Below are 14,324 nucleotides of genomic sequence, written 5' to 3'. Positions count from 1 at the left end.
TCGCCCTTTGGGTAGATGGCTGTATCCAGGAAACACGTTAAACGGTTTCGGAAAGGATCGCAGCATGTCTCACCTCAAGGCTCTTAAGCTCACCTCGGCAGTTCCCGCTCGTGCTTCGGCAGATCCCATCCTGCGGGCGCGTGAGAAGGTCGCCGCTGCATTGATCGAGCAGAAAAGCCGGATCGCTCCACACATAGCCAGTCAACATATGCGCGGACATCTGCAGCTGGCCACCACTGGCGCACAGTGGGCTTTGCCTCATCGGCTTGTTCAGCCTCAATGAAATTCTGAGCATCTGGCCGCTTGTAATCGCATTCGATACGGAATTTCAGGCAATAGCGGACGATATTCTGGATGTTGTCTCCGGCGTCGCGATGGGCGCGAAATGGTTGGATATCCACCTGATACTTTGCCGTGTGGGTCTCCTTGCGCAGGGCGCTCGCGATTTCCTCTGTCGTCAGCCCACCCTTGCGGACGATAGCATGGAGATGCGGAGGCCAGATTGTTTTGTCCTCGGCTTCCATCAACGGAAAGCCCAGCGCATCCAACGCCAATTTTGTATTACGGCCGCATGTTTCGTAATCACCAAAGCTCATGCGGTCTATTTCCCACCAGCCGAGCAGCTGAAAGTCATCCCAGCGATTATCTTTCTTCCGCTGGCGATCGATGAAAGTCCGAAGACGGCGTTTTTCATTTTCGACGAGATCCGTCATGCCAGAGAAGTTCAATTGCGGCGGCAACAGGATCGTTGCGAATGCAAGATCTTCGTTCACGGCGTCGCAGAATATCTTCTTGACGGCCTTCCCCGTTTGCACTGCTCGTTCCCTCATGTGACAGCGCGGACATAATGGGACGCCGCAATAATCGATGTTTCCGTGACAATCAACTTTGCCACAGGCTTCCATCCACCCTCGGGCCAGATGGTTTGCGGGAAGTGCCGCTTTTACATAGTGTCGTTGAGCTTCATTAGCTTTGGTCAGATATTTCATTTGGCGACGTTCGTGGCGGGTGAAGACACCCTTCGTCATCATATCTGCTTGTAGCTGTTCCATACTCGTCTTCATTGAAAATCCCCTGCTGAAATAACGTGCTATTTATCCAGCACAATTTTAGCACCGTGCCTTCTTGGAAATAAATATTTGTTTCAAGGAGATAGCAGAATGAAGATCAAGGAGATTTACGAGGCGTTGCGTGCGGATGGGCTGACCAGCTCGCAGATGGAGTTTTCGCGAATATGGCTTGGCCGTAGCCCGCGCTACTATTCGCACCTGATCGCCGTCGACCGAGAGCCGGGACTTGCCACGCTTTGCGGAGTTTCATGGCGGCTGAATCGGATGCGCCTAGAGAATTATCCGACGCTGCTAGATTTCCAGCAGAGGCTCGGCAGCGAGATCGAGCGTCGTGCAATAACCGATGTTCGCCGACGTCGATCTTAACGTTTGGCCAACAGCCACCTAATACAATCGCTGCGATTATCTTCCGCATCTTTAAGTATCAGGAATTTCCAATGAACGCGCATATCTTATCTGGCAAGGCAGCGATTGTTGCCGCGCTTGCGATCTCGTCGGTCTCCATCGCCTCACCCGCCTATTGCCTAGACAACGTGCGCTTCGGCACAGATTGGCTCGCCGAGGCCGATCATGGCGGTTTCTATCAGGCCGTCGCTGACGGCACCTATGCGAAATACGGGCTCAACGTGGAAATCCAGCAGGGTGGACCCGGTGCACAGAACCGCGCACTGCTGCTAACTGGCAAGCTTGACTTCTATTTGGGCACACAGCAGGAGCAGCTTGTAGGCATTGAGCAAGGTATCCCGCTCGTTGATGTCGCCGCGTTCTACCAAAAGAACGCCCAGGTCATTTTGGCCCACGCCGACAGCGGCGTTGAAAAGTTCGATGACTTGGCCGAGCTGGAAACGATCTTCATGACGCAGACCGGCTTCGGCGCATATTTCGAATGGATGAAGGCTAATTTTGGCGGTTTTCGGGATGAGCAGTACAGACCCTACAATTTCAGCACAGCGCCGTTTCTCGCCGACAAGAACTCCGCTCAGCAAGGTCTGATCACCGCTGAACCTTTTGAGATCCAGAAGCAGACCGGCACAGAACCTAAAATCTTCCTGCTTGCAGATAGTGGCTACAAGCCCTACGCGACCACGATCACGGTTCAACAGAGCCTCATCGACAGCAATCCCGATCTCGTGCAGCGGTTTGTCGACGCTTCAATTGAGGGCTGGTACAGCTACCTGTACGGGGATAACGCAGCCGCCAATGCGCTGATCAAAACGACCAACCCCGAGATGACTGATGGCCAAATTGAATATGCTATCGACAAGATGAAGCAATACGGAATTGTGGACAGCGGCGATGCGCTCGACAAGGGCATCGGCTGCATGACTGCCGAACGATATAATTGGCTTGCCGCCGAACTGGTGAAAATCAAGCTACTCAAGGCCGATACTGATTACACTAAGGCTTTCGACACCCGCTTTTCCTGCAAGGGCGTCGGGCTGAAATTGAAGAAATAATTGCTTGTCGATCAGCGTCGGGATCGATTGCCGGACGCCTTTCCTACATTAGCAGCGGCGATCAAGCCGCTGCCAGTGTATCGAGAAACGATTGCCATTGCGTCGTTTTCGACTGCGGGTCAGCCCAAATATCCTCGATAGCGAAACGCAGCCCTTTCAGGATGACGGGAATATCGTTCTCGTATTCCTCGGGACTATCGAAAATCCTGTTCACCTGCTTGAACACACGCAGATAGGCTTCGGCGTTGTGGTTCATGAGGATCATGATGCTATCATTGTCGAGATCGGACGAACCGTTCGACCCGACGCAGATGTCATTGACCTTCACACGTGCGCCGACCGTCGTTGACGCAGGGATCGCGTAGAGGGTCTGTTCGGCCCGCTTTGCCCTCGGGCGACGTTGTGCAATTTCCCATGCAAGCTCATTAAGAGTGCGGGTATCCAAGGGGCTTCCTTCTTTCGGCATGGATACCGTCGAGAACGTCCATCCGGTCTTATCCAGCCGGTGGGTCATCAGCGACTGAAACTTCGCAGCGGAAATAAACGGGCCTGCCGTGTCGAACGTGATCTGGAGATCGGGATTCATTTCAGTCACGCAGCGTTGCAGCGCGTTGAACAGGTAGGCGATAAAGGGCGTGGAAATGCCCAATATGTGTATCCACTTCGCTGTCTGCAGCAGGCCATCGTTGCGCATGTCGTGAAGGCGGTTGAGCAGCAACGAAAAGGAGCTCTGGTGAGCACCTGCAAATGCCCAGCCTTCGAGGCCATAACCCTTCACGGCCTCATACCATGCTTTGCTTTCCGCCTCGTTGCGCCCTTGAAGGACGTTGAGCAGTTCCGTTGCCCCAGACTTTCGATTTTGCACGAAATAATCGAGGTTGAGCAAAGACTGTTTCAGGCAGGCATTGAAATCCAGTGACAGGCCGTTGGCCGCGCACATCGCATCGAGATTGTGACCTTCGGCTATCAGCCGTTCGGCATGCATGGCGACATTGCCGGGCGTGATACCGCCGGTTGGGAAGTCCAGCGACATCGAATAGTCGGAATGTGTTTCCAGCCAGCGCAACATGCGCTCGCATGGAAGTTGCCGCCAGCAAGGAGTTTGGTCTGCTTGCCGGACATGGCGGCGGCATTACGCGCGTCGGTCCTCGCATCCTGATCGAAAACCGCATCGATTGCCTCAAACACCTATATGCCAGCGATTTCGATTGGGGCATCATCATGGATGACGATGCAGTGCTGATGCAGGCCGAAACCCATAACAGCAGCTACTGTCTGTTTGCGGAAATGGCAGCGAACGGGAAAGATGCCTACGATGGCGTTGATGTATTTGCCCCGATCTATGGGAGGAAGGTTCCTTTCAGCAAGGAGCTTAGTGCCCCCGGAAATCCGTACGCGATCAATCACGTCTTCAAGAAGAGCACGGATTTAAAGGGCAGCATGATTGTTGTACGCAACTTTGAAAAAGAGGGGCGGAAACCGCTGCTCCCTGATCCGAGCTTCCGAACACATGGCGAAGACACCTATGTCGTGCTGCAAGCCGTCTCACTCGGCTACTCAACCATGACCTCGTGGAATATGGTTCTGGAAGAGCTTTCAGGCGAAAGCACGTTCGCAAACGGTGACGATGACCGGACCGAAAAGATGCGCGAGGGACATGAACTGCTCGTCGAGAAATTCGGTCACTTTGGTTTGCGCATGAAGCCGGGTTCACACACCCTCGATAAGAAGGAGTTCGAAACCCTATGCTGGGGCAAGAAGTCAAAGCGGATCGAGGTTCCTAAACCTCTGCATCTTCGGTCATAAAAGTTCATTGAGTGAACTTTTGCATGTCGGATTGGGCGGCGGTCAGAGCAAATCGACCGCCGCTTTCATCATATCGTCGCGGACATCGATATAGCGTTGCGTCGTAGTCAGGTTCCGATGACCCGCCAGCGTCATGATGACCTTGGGGCTGACGCCGGAATGCGCAAGTCGTGTGATGAACCAACGGCGACCGCTGTGCGAGGTCGCGCCGTCAAGACCCGCGCTCTTATATAATTGCCCCATCAACTGGCAGAGCGTGTTTGCGGAAAACGTCGTACGCTTCTGCGTCAACAGCAGTGGTGCATCGGCACTCCGATTCTCCGACCAGTCCGTCTGATGCCGCTCAATCTCCCGGCGCAGCTTCTCATTCAGGAACACCACGCGGGCATGACCGCCCTTGGTGATCTCGGCCCGCAGCCGCAACTGCTCGCGCACCTTGCCTTCGCCGTCCATCACGTCGCGCACGGTCAGCGCAGCAATCTCACCGACACGCAATCCTGCGAGATGAGAGAGCATCAGCGCCAATCTGTTGCGCCCTGCATGCTTCATTTGCGCTACCACGGCCAGCAGCCGCTTGAATTCGGCATCTGTCAAAACGCGCGCTTGCTTCATCGGCACCTCACAAAAACCGGCATTTCCATGCCGTCCGTTATGTTGCCGATGAGCAGTAAGGGCGAGCCTCAGCGTGAAGTGAAAAATTGCCCTGCGGGATCAATGCGTCAGCGCCATCCGGAGCGTAAACATCAGAAAATGTGCGTTTTATTATGTTCCGATACTCTACACTTCGAACAGACTATTGCTGCTCGCTCACATGCCAACGACGAAGGGCAATCTCGGACATTTTGGAGATGAGTCCGAAGATTATTGCCCCAAGAATTGCGAGCAGGACGAGGCATGCAAAGAGGCGCGGCATATTCAGCCGATATTGCGCCTCGAGTAGCCGAAAGGCCAAACCCGCGTTGGTGCCGGCTTGGCCGGCCGCGAATTCCCCGACAACGGCTGCGACCAGCGCGAGCCCTCCTCCGATTTTTAGACCCGCGAGAAAGCTTGGCAGAGCAGATGGTAGTTTCAGGTAAATCAGCGTCTGCCAGCGGGACGCGTTGTAGGTCTTTAGGAGGTCCGCATGATGCCGGTCCGCGCTTTTCAAACCTTGCAGCACATTCAGCATGATCGGAAAAAACGTAACCAACAAAGCACATATCAACTGCGCAATCCATGGAGTCGGCGCATAGATCAAGATCAGCGGTGCGATCGCGACGATTGGCATAACTTGTATTGTCACCATAATCGGAGAAAGCAGCGTTTCAAGCGAACGCGATTGCGCTAGGATCACCGCCGCGCATCCACCTCCCGCCGCGGCCAAAAGCAACGCCACGACGGTCGTCTTCGTCGTCACCCACAAAGCCCGTCCTAATATTGCCCAGTCGCTAATAAGCGTGTTTATCACCGCTCCCGGCCCAGGCAGAATGTAAGGCGGCACGCCCGACAGAACAACATATGCAGCCCAGCAAGAAATCACTGCGCAGGCACCGACAATCGGTGCGGTCACGCGGTTCAACCAATCCCTCGTTGATGTCTTCAACAACCTTAGCTTGACAGACCTGGTGGTCACGTTGTCTCCCGAATGAAGCGATCGACCCCACAAATACCGAGGCGACATGTTGCGGGTCTTACGAAACTTGCAAAGCGAACATTGCGCCACTACGGAATCTTAGGGTGATGCCTGTGTCTGACGAATAGCCATCGCAATCAATTCTGTACGAGCGGATACGGTGGCAAAATTGATACCTCCGAACCAAAGGTTGATTCGAAGGATTCCCGGGCACCACCGAAGCCGGAGTGGGTGAATGCACCAACGGGCTAGCTTAGGAGAGTACCTCGGATAACATCTGGCGGTGAAGACCAAACTATCTTGGCGAATGGACGAAAGCTAGGCCACGCGCATAGTCCCAGCTTGCTCCGGTAGAAACATAGCCTCAGGGAGAGAATTGAACCACTGCGCAATAAACGCAGCAATATTCTTGCTGGCCTCCACTGTGAAATGTCCGTAGTCAACCATGCCGTTTTGCCCAACAATCTTATCAATATCGGCAAGTTCGACACAGTCGTATTCGCGCGCCATTTTCTTCCATACACCTCCGAATACATTCACTCGTTCCCTCGTGATCCCTAAATTGGGGAAAAGGAGCTCGTCTGAAATGCCTTTCGGATGTCCAACGACAAGCATTCGCTTGCCTTGCGCCTGCAAATGCGCACAAAATTCGCTTGCACACTGTTCATAGAGGCCAACGTCCAGACGCGCGCGCGCAAACTCTGGCCACTTGTCATTGTAGAAGTCCGTGCCAAACTCGTAAACGAGGGCCGGAGCAAATGAATCTCGGAGATAATCTTTAGACAGAACTTGAGGGAGCACAAAAGCTCGCGGAAAATTGTCGATCTGAGTTATCTCACGAAGACCTGAAAAGTGTGCCCAAACACCAGAATGGCAGTTTGCCATGATACGAAGTTTAGGAGGTAGCGACGCGACGCCATCTGATTTCTTTTCTTCCTTCATGATAAAATCGTGGATCTCGGGATCGTTAAAACTCACCTCTTTAAGCCAGGAAGGAGAATTAGGCGTGACCGTGAGCGTCGCGGTCGTGTTCAAGTCAGGAAACATCGCCAACGCCCTTAGAAGCAGCCAATTTTCAATACCCATGTGCATGACGCGGCAAGAGAATGCCATATGCAAGAGCGTCTTCGTCTTCATATCAACTGCGATGAATCCCACAAGACCGTGATAACCGAATCGATCCCAAGCGAAGACGGCCAGGCACTGGCGCAAGGAAGGCTCGGACACGAAATCGACCATTGCTCCCTGTTTGACCCTAGTCTTGAGGAAGTTCAATTGATTGGTTCGATTGATTAGTTCCTCGATACGAGTTGCGAAGTCAACGACATCAGCCCGCCAGGCAATTGCAACATGGATGTCACAGGTCGCCAAAAAGCTCTCTCTATCGCCATCAAATGCCTGCCCCTCGCCGACACGCCTCTGAAGCGAACGATACTCGGACACACGCGATTTTTGCACGTGACAATGCGCTTCTACAAGTTCGAGGAGGAAACTGTCGCAGCTTGAAGACATGGCATTGAACGTATGTAGATCTGGCAGAACTGCATTCGCTTCCGCGAGATTTAAAACGTTGTCATCAATGAAGACACAATTTTCAGGCTTGAGCTGCATGTCGGAAATCAGAGACTTCAGCGCATCACCCTTGGCTACAAAGGCAATGCGCGGAAATACAAATTCATCCCAAATTCCGAACTCTTCGAGCGTTGCTTTGGCCTTGTCTAGGTCATTTTTAGAGCAGATCGCTGACACAACACCTGACCGGTTCAATTTCTTGATGATGTCGACACGAAAGCTATTAAGTTTCAATTCGCCGACATCATCGAGTGTTCCATGCCAAAGAGTGTCGTCAAGGTCCCAGATCACCAATTTTATTTTTGCAGCATAGCCCTGCACCTGCGTGCCGGTACCTGCGTCGCGATCCCGATGAGCCGCAAACACGCCTTGTATGAAATACATGGCCGCATTAGCACCCATAGCATCGAGGCTCGTGGCAACCTTTGGGCGGAAGCAAGTAAAAGTGGGCACACCCGAACTTTCCAGGCGATGAAAATTTTGCAGAAATTCAGAAGGCGACACGAGTTTGTCGAGTTCGCCGTGAACCAAGAGCACAGGCGGAGCGCCCAAAACTTCGCCACCTAGTTCGTCAAAACCGCCAAGTTCCGCGCTGAAAGCGATGATCGCGCCCAATCTGCCCGACCTATTGAGACCGCAACTCAAAGCAACAGCAGCCTCTTTGCCGTACCCAACAATAATGATCTGGCTATCCGTGACACCGTATTTCGGCTTGAGCGCATCTATGTAACGTGAAAGTTCTGCACCGTCCTCGCCAAGAGAATTATCAGCGCATCTTTCGCCAGCAACCGAGCGATTGCGCTCCAAGGAAAGAAACACGGCATCCGGGAAATGCCCGCGCCACATATGCGCTAGTGAGTTAAGAGACGTAGAACCTCGCTCATCCAAGAAGAGAAATACGAATTTGCCTTCACGTCCAGATAACGGCTCGATAATGCTTTCGGAAATCATCGTATCAATCTACCCCTCGTTGCAACACGCCAGGGGTGTTATATATTTTTCCTTGCGTGTAGCTGAACTTTCAACCAGAAATACGTCAATGCATGAAGTATCCAACCCGTGAGACAAAAGATCATTACGGCGCGTGACTATCATCCTCACAGCGGCCATAGAGGGAACCTGTTCGATTCTGCGCTTAGCAGCCTCAGAGAAACGGACTGAGCTACTGGGTGATTAATTCACTAGCGCATTTCTAGCGCATTTCTAGCGCAGTTCAACGTATAAGGATTAAATATCAACTAGTTAGAACAAATGTCTTCCACTTCCGATTTCCGTGCTCGACTGTTCGAAGACCGCGCCGGCTTCGCGGAAGAGCGCAGTATCTCGTTCGGCGACCGACAGCATGCGACCGTCGAGGTCGAAGAGAGCCGCACGCGCACTGCCCGTTCCGACATCGACGCCGATGACGTAACGCTTACGAGTCAATACGGTCTCCATCGAACCCAGCTTTCAACGTGACGCAACGAAATCTGCCATCCGCCGGATCAGGAAGACGCCGACCGTTGCACCAGCATCCTGCAAGCCTATGGTCTTTTCCTGGAACGCCGCCGCCTTGCCGTGCTGCGCGACCATGGACTTCGTTGCTTCCAACGCGTCTTCGGCAGTCTTTGCTGCAAGGGTCAGGGCATCGCCAAGGCTTGCTCCCCTCTGAGCCTCGCCCTCAAGCGCCCTTGTCAGCGGATCCAGAACATCAAGGAGCGTCTTGTCACCCACCTTGGCCTTGCCGCGTTCAGCAATTCCATCCGTATAAGCCCGCCAGAAGGCCGCCAGTGCGGCCGTGTCCAGGGCGTCGAGCCCCTCGACGACCTTGCTCGCTCGCAAAAAGCCGGTTGCCGTCAGCGTCCCCATGGTTGAGGGAGCCGTCCGCGCCATAGTGGCACCTGCGGTTCGCAAGAGCTTTGACAGGCCGGCATCGGCACCTTCGGCGGCGACCGCTTCGGCTGCCGCGGCAAAGGACTTCGACATGGTGATCCCAAGATCACTGTCGCCGACCTTGCCATCGAGCGCGATCAGGAATTCGCGCTGCTCGGCAAAGAGCTGCTGCCAGCTTTGAAACAGGGCAATCAGGTTTGCCGCATCCAATCGTTCAAGGCTCATGCCCTTACCCCGCAACATGTTTGAAGAAAGGAGTGTTCGCCGGAGCGGCCATGAGGCGGTCGAGCTCGGAATCGAGATGCAGGATGGAAATCGAAGCACCTGCCATTTCCATCGATGTGGCAAACTCGCCGATCCAGACATGCTTGGCTTTGACGCCACGGGCCTGGAGGAGCTGATTGACGCGCCGGAAGAAGATGTAGAGCTCCTCGAGCGGCGTGCCGCCAAGACCATTGATCAAGACGGCGACATCGTCACCGGCCTTGTAATCGGTTTCCTTGAAGATCCGCTCCATCATTTCATCGACAACGGCATCGGCGGGTGCCAGTTTCTTGCGGATGATACCCGGTTCGCCATGGATGCCCATGCCGATTTCCATCTCGTCTTCGCCGATCGAGAAGGTCGCATGGCCGATTTCAGGCACAACACAGCTCGACAGCGCGACCCCCATGGTCCGCGTTTTGAGGCGCGCCTTGTCGGCGATCCGTGCCACTTCATCGAGCGAAAGACCCTCAGCGGCAGCAGCGCCCGCGGCCTTGTAGATGAAGAAGATGCCGGCCACGCCGCGACGCTTGTGTTCTTCGCCAACGACTGAGGAGGCGACATCGTCATTGCCGACGACCTGCTTGACAGCGATGCCGTCGAGATCGGCGAGTTCGGATGCCATGTCGAAATTGATGATGTCGCCGGAATAGTTGCCGTAGATATAGAGAACCCCTGCTCCCTGATCGACGGCCTTGGTCACCTGATACATCTGCTCGGCACTGGGAGACTGGAAGACGCCACCGACGGCCGCCCCATCCAGCATCCCGTCACCGACAAAACCGAGAAAGGTCGGAAGATGACCCGAGCCACCACCGGTGGTCAGCCCGACCTTGCCTGCCTTCGGCTTGGCGGTCACCAGGCAACGCAGGTCACCATTGGTATAGGTGACCATCGGATGGGCGGCGTAGATGCCTTCCAGCATCTCATCGACGAAATTGACCGGATCGTTGAGAAACTTCTTCACTCTATCCTCCACTAGTTATTTTTTGCGCTGACGCGTGACGAAGAAGGCAGCGGCGAGCAGGATGAAACTGCCCACGACAAGACGCTGCCAGGTGCTGGGTATGCCGACCAGGACAAGCACGCTGTTGATGATGACAATCAGAAGGACGCCGAGAATGGTTCCAAGAACCGTCCCGGTGCCACCGGTAATGCGGGCACCACCCAGGACCACAGCGGCAATCACGTTGATTTCGGTTCCCACGAGATCAAAGGGATTGGCTTGCCGGTTGGCGCAGACGTGGATGATGCCGGCAAGGCCAGCCAAGGCCCCGGCATAGCCAAACAAGAAGAGATGAACGGTGCGCAGACTATAGCCCATCCGCTCTGCGATACTGGCATTGCCACCCACGGCGAAGATTGCGCGGCCCATCAGTGTTCGATTGAGGATCCACCAGGTGAGGATCGCTGCTGCCGGCAGCACGAGAAAGTAGAAGGGCAAGGTGACCGTTGCACCGTTTGCCGTTTCGAACTGCAAGAGTGGCATACGGCCGAACGGGCCCATCTGCGGCGGCAGCGACATGATCCACACGGTGCCGATGAAGGACAGGAGGAACCCGCGAAACAGATACTGGGTCCCGATCGTCACGATCAGGGACGGCACGCGCAAATGATGAACGAGAAGACCGTTGATCACGCCGAGCGCCACGCCGCCGAGCATCGCGATCAGGATGATCAGCGGCATTGGCGTGCCTGGCAGGTGGTTTTGCACCAGCAGCGTCACCGAATACATGGTGAAGGCGGCAATGGCGGTGAACGAGACATCGATGCCGCCAGCTGCAAGGATGACAAAAACCCCGAGCGCGAAGAGACCCATGACCACGCTGGCACGGCCTATGTCGATCAGCGTCGAGGGCTGCAGGAAGGCGGGATTGGCAATCGAGACCGCGACGCAGATAGTGACCAGGAGTGCGAAGGTGATCGTTTCAGGGCGCCTCCTGATCAGGGAACCGATTCCACCGGGACGGCCCGAGGCCGGCACTACATCTGCTCTTGTCATAGTCATTGTTCAGCCACCTTCGCGCTGCCGAGCATCGCCCGGTACAAGTCATCTTCGGATGCCGTGCTTGCATCAAATTCTGAAACGATCCGGCCATCGTTCATCACCAGGATGCGATCGGCGTTCTGGAGAAGCTCCGGCAGATCGTCGCTGACGACGATGAGGCCCATGCCCGACGCCGAAAGCGACTGGATGACCCGGTAGATCGTGTCCTTCGAGCCGACATCGACGCCGACGGTCGGTCCATGCAGGATAAGCAGTCTGGGACGAATGCTCAGCCAGCGTCCGATCAGAACGCGCTGCTGGTTTCCGCCCGAAAGGGAACTGACAGGAAGGTCGATGTTCTTGGTATTCAGGCGCATCTGGACCGACAGCTCATCGGCAAGTTTCCTGCCTTTGTCGCGGTCGATCACCCCGATTGCATTGGTGAGTTCCCTGACGATCAGGGCAATCTCGTTGTCGAGGATGGACTTGTCCAGGAACAGTCCCTCAGCTAGACGATCTTCCGGCACATATCCGATGCCATATCGGATGGCGTCAGACGGAGAGGACAGACGGGCAGTCGCGCCATCGATCGTCACCGTCCCACCGGTGACGGGCATGACACCGGCAAGCGCCATTGCAAGCTCGTTGCGACCGGAATCGGCAAGACCGGTAATCCCGAGGATCTCGCCGGCATGAAGCGCGAGCGAAACACCCTCGACATTTTCCGTGCGCAGATCCTTGATGTCGAAGAACACGTTTCCTTCGGGACGTCCCTTCCGGTAGCGGGTGGCGGTGATCGCACGTCCCGTCATCAATTCCGACAGATGGTCCTTGGTATAGTTGGCAATCGGCCCCTGGGCGACACATTGTCCGTCGCGAAAGACGATCGCATTGCCGCCGATCCTGTAGCATTCCTCGAGCTTGTGGGTGACGAAGAGCACGGTCACGCCTTCCGCGCGCAGCCGCTCGACCACGTCGATCAGGTTGTCGACCTCGCGCCGGGTCAGCGACGTCGTGGGTTCATCCATGATCACCAGCTTTGCACGTGTTGCTATTGCACGCGCGATCGCCACGAGCTGGCGCACGGCCAGAGGAAGATCGGAAACGATCTCCTGCAGGAAAGCGCGGTCAGATGGAAGGCCGACAGCTGTAAGCGCGCGTGCGGCAGTTTCATTCAGCTGACTGCGGCTGAACAGGTGCGCGAGGCGTCCGGCGGCCGAGACAAGTTGCTCGGTCAGCGCTACGTTTTCGGCGACCGTCATGTTCGGCAGCAGCGACAGGTCCTGATAGACCGTTTCGATACCGGCAGACAGAGACTGGATCGGGGTCAGAGCCTGGAAACGCTTGCCTTCAAGGACGATCTCGCCGCTCGACGGCGGATGAGCGCCGGACATGATCTTGATCACGGTGCTCTTGCCGCAGCCGTTTTCGCCCAGAAGGTGATAGACCTGTCCGCGTTCAAGGGTGATGTTGATGCCACGCAAGGCATGCACGCCCCCGAACCATTTCTGGATATTCTCTAGTCTCAGCAGCTCTGCCGGCCGCCCGATATTGGTTTGCATTGCTACCACGGAGCACGATCCTCAATTTGTCCGCAGCCTGATCCTCGCTGCGGTGAGTGACCGGGAGACTGTCTCCCGGTCACGGTGCTGATCAACAGGATCAGAACAGGAAGCCCTTGTAGGTAGCCTTGTCCGCGAGAACCATGCCGTTGCCGACGACGAGCAGGCCCTTGCCAGCGCCCTGCTTCACGCTGACCTTTTCATAGCCGGGCACGCCGAGATCCATGCCATCCGTAAGCTCCTTCTTTTCGAGCAGGAGCTTTGCGACGGTGTTCATCGCCATGCCGGCCTTTTGCGGGTCCCAGAAGCCGATCGCGGTGATGGCGCCGGATTCCAGAAGATCGGCAGACGGATTGGGAAGGCCGGTGCCAACAAGGCAGACCTTGCCGCTCAGACCGGCTTCGTCGATCGCACGACCGACACCCAATACGTCATTGCCCGCAGACGTCTGGAAACCCTTTATGTCGGGATGCTTGCGCAGGATTTCCTTAGCCTTCTCATAGGTTGCATTGGCATCGTCGAAGGATTCGTTGTTCGCGTCGACGAGCTGCATGCCAGCGTATTTCTTGGCGTTTTCCTCGCCGGCACCGACCCACTGCATGTGGGTGCGGCTGCCAAGCGAACCGACAAAGGTCGTCCACTTGCCTTCCTTGCCCATGCATTCGGCGAGCCGTTCGTTGAGCGCTGCACCGTAGTCAGCGTTGTCGAATGCTTCGACATTGGCGTTGGTGTTGATCTGGTTGTCAGCTTCATGGGTGACCACCACGATGCCGCGCTCCATGGCACGCTGTAGGGTACCTTCGAGAACCGCCGGGTCCATCGGCACGACGGCGAGTGCGTTGACACCTTTGGCCACGAGATCATTGACGATCTGTAGCTGCTGGGCGGAATCGGCCGTGGCCGGACCACTCTGGCGGGCAACCACGTCGGCATTGGCCTCCTGGAAGGCGACGACACCGGTGTTCATACGGTCGAACCACGGGATACCGCTAATCTTGACCACAGTTGCGATCACTGGCTTTTCCTGGGCCACAAGCGCACCGACCGAGCCTCCCAGCGCGACCGCTGCGATCGCAGTGCCGACCATCATTCTCCTGGTAAACGAGTTCATGCTTTCCTCCA

General features: G+C 55.6%; 14 protein-coding genes. 3 read left to right on the top strand and 11 right to left on the bottom strand.

From position 1 onward, the window contains the following. Positions 1–89 precede the first annotated feature (89 nt). The gene (locus LQ231_RS24145; RefSeq protein ID WP_230174542.1) at positions 90–1,064 is read right to left on the bottom strand and encodes a hypothetical protein; all 975 of its coding nucleotides are present in this window, start codon (positions 1,062–1,064) and stop codon (positions 90–92) included. A gap of 96 nt (positions 1,065–1,160) precedes the next feature. Between LQ231_RS24145 and LQ231_RS24140 the strand changes: the two genes are divergently transcribed. Further along, positions 1,161–1,436, top strand: a complete 276-nt coding sequence (locus tag LQ231_RS24140; RefSeq protein WP_230174540.1) for a DUF6626 family protein — start codon at positions 1,161–1,163, stop codon at positions 1,434–1,436. A gap of 71 nt (positions 1,437–1,507) precedes the next feature. Continuing rightward, positions 1,508–2,527: an ABC transporter substrate-binding protein gene (locus tag LQ231_RS24135; RefSeq protein WP_230174538.1), complete on the top strand. Its 1,020-nt coding sequence runs from the start codon at positions 1,508–1,510 to the stop codon at positions 2,525–2,527. Positions 2,528–2,588: 61 nt separating this feature from the next. On the opposite strand, the gene LQ231_RS24130 is transcribed toward LQ231_RS24135, so the two are convergent. Continuing rightward, positions 2,589–3,596 carry a hypothetical protein gene (locus LQ231_RS24130; RefSeq protein WP_230174536.1) on the bottom strand — a complete coding sequence of 336 codons (1,008 nt, stop codon included), beginning with the start codon at positions 3,594–3,596 and terminating at the stop codon, positions 2,589–2,591. 8 nt (positions 3,597–3,604) lie between these two features. Between LQ231_RS24130 and LQ231_RS24125 the strand changes: the two genes are divergently transcribed. Continuing rightward, the gene (locus tag LQ231_RS24125) at positions 3,605–4,333 is read left to right on the top strand and encodes a hypothetical protein (RefSeq protein WP_230174534.1); all 729 of its coding nucleotides are present in this window, start codon (positions 3,605–3,607) and stop codon (positions 4,331–4,333) included. Between the two features lie 42 nt (positions 4,334–4,375). Here the strand turns inward: LQ231_RS24125 and LQ231_RS24120 are convergent, their stop codons facing one another. From LQ231_RS24120 to LQ231_RS24080, 9 genes are all read right to left on the bottom strand, one after another. Next, the gene (locus LQ231_RS24120) at positions 4,376–4,945 is read right to left on the bottom strand and encodes a site-specific integrase (protein WP_230174531.1); all 570 of its coding nucleotides are present in this window, start codon (positions 4,943–4,945) and stop codon (positions 4,376–4,378) included. Between the two features lie 181 nt (positions 4,946–5,126). Next, positions 5,127–5,891: an ABC transporter permease gene (locus LQ231_RS24115; RefSeq protein ID WP_230174529.1), complete on the bottom strand. Its 765-nt coding sequence runs from the start codon at positions 5,889–5,891 to the stop codon at positions 5,127–5,129. A 372-nt stretch (positions 5,892–6,263) separates the two neighbouring features. Continuing rightward, the gene (locus LQ231_RS24110) at positions 6,264–8,468 is read right to left on the bottom strand and encodes a hypothetical protein (RefSeq protein ID WP_230174527.1); all 2,205 of its coding nucleotides are present in this window, start codon (positions 8,466–8,468) and stop codon (positions 6,264–6,266) included. A 291-nt stretch (positions 8,469–8,759) separates the two neighbouring features. Next, positions 8,760–8,942, bottom strand: coding sequence for a hypothetical protein (locus tag LQ231_RS24105; protein WP_230174525.1), 183 nt, complete (start codon positions 8,940–8,942; stop codon positions 8,760–8,762). Positions 8,943–8,966: 24 nt separating this feature from the next. Continuing rightward, complete coding sequence (locus LQ231_RS24100; protein ID WP_230174523.1) at positions 8,967–9,614, bottom strand: DAK2 domain-containing protein; 648 nt, start codon at positions 9,612–9,614, stop codon at positions 8,967–8,969. Between the two features lie 4 nt (positions 9,615–9,618). Further along, complete coding sequence (locus LQ231_RS24095; protein WP_230174521.1) at positions 9,619–10,620, bottom strand: dihydroxyacetone kinase subunit DhaK; 1,002 nt, start codon at positions 10,618–10,620, stop codon at positions 9,619–9,621. 15 nt (positions 10,621–10,635) lie between these two features. Beyond that, the gene (locus tag LQ231_RS24090) at positions 10,636–11,661 is read right to left on the bottom strand and encodes an ABC transporter permease (RefSeq protein ID WP_230174509.1); all 1,026 of its coding nucleotides are present in this window, start codon (positions 11,659–11,661) and stop codon (positions 10,636–10,638) included. Continuing rightward, the gene (locus LQ231_RS24085) at positions 11,658–13,202 is read right to left on the bottom strand and encodes a sugar ABC transporter ATP-binding protein (protein ID WP_230175053.1); all 1,545 of its coding nucleotides are present in this window, start codon (positions 13,200–13,202) and stop codon (positions 11,658–11,660) included. The genes LQ231_RS24090 and LQ231_RS24085 overlap by 4 nt, the downstream gene beginning before the upstream one ends. 100 nt (positions 13,203–13,302) lie before the next feature. Next, positions 13,303–14,313, bottom strand: coding sequence for a substrate-binding domain-containing protein (locus LQ231_RS24080; protein ID WP_230174507.1), 1,011 nt, complete (start codon positions 14,311–14,313; stop codon positions 13,303–13,305). Positions 14,314–14,324: the final 11 nt, after the last annotated feature.

This window comes from Rhizobium sp. CECT 9324, from assembly GCF_918741265.1.
Lineage (GTDB): Bacteria > Pseudomonadota > Alphaproteobacteria > Rhizobiales > Rhizobiaceae > Allorhizobium.
The sequence above is the reverse complement of the archived record's forward strand: the minus strand, read 5'-3'. Positions and strand labels throughout refer to the sequence as shown.

Excerpts from the sequence above, each read along its gene's own strand:
- LQ231_RS24135 (WP_230174538.1), top strand. The coding sequence starts at position 1,508 with ATGAACGCGCATATCTTATCTGGCAAGGCAGCGATTGTTGCCGCGCTT.
- LQ231_RS24080 (WP_230174507.1), bottom strand. The coding sequence starts at position 14,313 with ATGAACTCGTTTACCAGGAGAATGATGGTCGGCACTGCGATCGCAGCG.
- LQ231_RS24085 (WP_230175053.1), bottom strand. The coding sequence starts at position 13,202 with ATGCAAACCAATATCGGGCGGCCGGCAGAGCTGCTGAGACTAGAGAAT.
- LQ231_RS24090 (WP_230174509.1), bottom strand. The coding sequence starts at position 11,661 with ATGACTATGACAAGAGCAGATGTAGTGCCGGCCTCGGGCCGTCCCGGT.
- LQ231_RS24125 (WP_230174534.1), top strand. The coding sequence starts at position 3,605 with ATGGAAGTTGCCGCCAGCAAGGAGTTTGGTCTGCTTGCCGGACATGGC.
- LQ231_RS24100 (WP_230174523.1), bottom strand. The coding sequence starts at position 9,614 with ATGAGCCTTGAACGATTGGATGCGGCAAACCTGATTGCCCTGTTTCAA.
- LQ231_RS24145 (WP_230174542.1), bottom strand. The coding sequence starts at position 1,064 with ATGAAGACGAGTATGGAACAGCTACAAGCAGATATGATGACGAAGGGT.
- LQ231_RS24130 (WP_230174536.1), bottom strand. The coding sequence starts at position 3,596 with ATGTTGCGCTGGCTGGAAACACATTCCGACTATTCGATGTCGCTGGAC.
- LQ231_RS24140 (WP_230174540.1), top strand. The coding sequence starts at position 1,161 with ATGAAGATCAAGGAGATTTACGAGGCGTTGCGTGCGGATGGGCTGACC.
- LQ231_RS24120 (WP_230174531.1), bottom strand. The coding sequence starts at position 4,945 with ATGAAGCAAGCGCGCGTTTTGACAGATGCCGAATTCAAGCGGCTGCTG.
- LQ231_RS24110 (WP_230174527.1), bottom strand. The coding sequence starts at position 8,468 with ATGATTTCCGAAAGCATTATCGAGCCGTTATCTGGACGTGAAGGCAAA.